The sequence below is a fragment of the uncultured Campylobacter sp. genome (assembly GCF_938045775.1).
GTDB lineage: Bacteria > Campylobacterota > Campylobacteria > Campylobacterales > Campylobacteraceae > Campylobacter_B.
Window position 1 is genome coordinate 1 of sequence record NZ_CALIBH010000116.1, and the last position, 1,217, is coordinate 1,217.

At 48.7% G+C, this 1,217-nt stretch carries 2 protein-coding genes; both read left to right on the forward strand.

Going from position 1 to position 1,217, the window contains the following annotated elements:
- The first annotated feature begins 17 nt into the window (after positions 1-17).
- On the forward strand, positions 18-791 hold the full coding sequence (locus Q0238_RS04385; protein ID WP_297943242.1) for an ABC transporter ATP-binding protein: 774 nt from the start codon (positions 18-20) through the stop codon (positions 789-791).
- A partial coding sequence (locus Q0238_RS04390; protein ID WP_297943244.1) for an ABC transporter substrate-binding protein occupies positions 788-1,217 on the forward strand: 430 nt, incomplete at its 3' end. The genes Q0238_RS04385 and Q0238_RS04390, both read left to right, overlap by 4 nt.

Consider the following 1,217-nt stretch of genomic DNA (forward strand, 5'->3'; position numbering starts at 1 on the left):
GCGTTTAGGAAGCATGCATGAAAATTTCGGCGCTAAACTTCAGCTACGGCAAGCGAGCGATTCTGCGAGGCATAGAGTTAAATTTAAAGCGGGGTAAATTTTACGGGATTTTGGGTCCTAACGGCTGCGGCAAGAGCACCTTGCTAAAAAATATATTGCAAATTTTAAAGCCCGCAAGCGGGATCATCGAAATAAACGGCAAAAAAGCAAGCGAATATAGCCTCAAAGAGCTTGCCGCGCTCATCGGCTTCGTGCCGCAAAAAACAGCCCTCGCAGCCGCGCTAAACGTGAATGAAATTTTACTTGCGGGCAGATTTTGCCGCCTAAAAAGCGCATTTAGCGGCTACGATGCGAGCGACCGCGACAAGGTAGAGCGAATCGCCGAGCTTTTGGATGTGAAGAAATTTTTAAATCGCAGCGCGTTTGAGCTAAGCGGCGGCGAGTTCGGGCGCGTGCTGCTTGCCAGAGCGCTCGTAAGCGAGCCTGAAATTTTACTGCTCGATGAGCCCACGGGCGCGCTTGATATAAACTACGCGATCGAGGCGATGAGGATCTGCGAAAATTTAACCAAAACGCTAAATTTAACGAGCGTCGTCGTGCTGCACGATCTAAATTTAGCCTCGCTTTTTTGCGATGAAATTTTGATGCTAAAAGACGGCGCAGTGAGGTATCGCGGTAGCGCGAGCGAGCTTTTTACGCCGCAGATCATAAAAGAAATTTACGGCTTTGACGCCCTGATAGTCGAAAATTTAGGAACTAAATTTATCTTACCGCAAAAGGAGAAAATGTGAAAAAAATTCTTATAGCTTTGACTGCGGCGAGCTTTGTATTCGCCAAAGGTCTAGTCGTACTTGATCCCGCAGCAGTCGAGATCATCTACGCCTTAGGCGCGCAGGATCAGATCGCTGCGATTGCCACCACTTCGATGAGCAAGATCCGCCCGCAGGCTGAAACCGAAAAACTGCCTAGCGTAGGCACCTACGTAAAGCCGAATATGGAAAAGATCGTCGAGCTTAAGCCCGATCTGGTCATCACGAGCTTTCACTCAGCGGGCGTTAGCGAGAATCTGCAAAAGCTAGGGCTTAAGAGCCTTGCGATGGATGCGAACTCCACCGCAGATATCTGCCAAAATGTAAAAAAGGTCGCGGCGATCGTAAAAAAGGAGAGCGAGGCGGATAAAATTTGCGCGCAGATGGATGGAATTTTTGCAGACAAAC

Coding starts and splice junctions, on each gene's coding strand:
- Q0238_RS04385 (WP_297943242.1), top strand. CDS start 18: ATGAAAATTTCGGCGCTAAACTTCAGCTACGGCAAGCGAGCGATTCTG.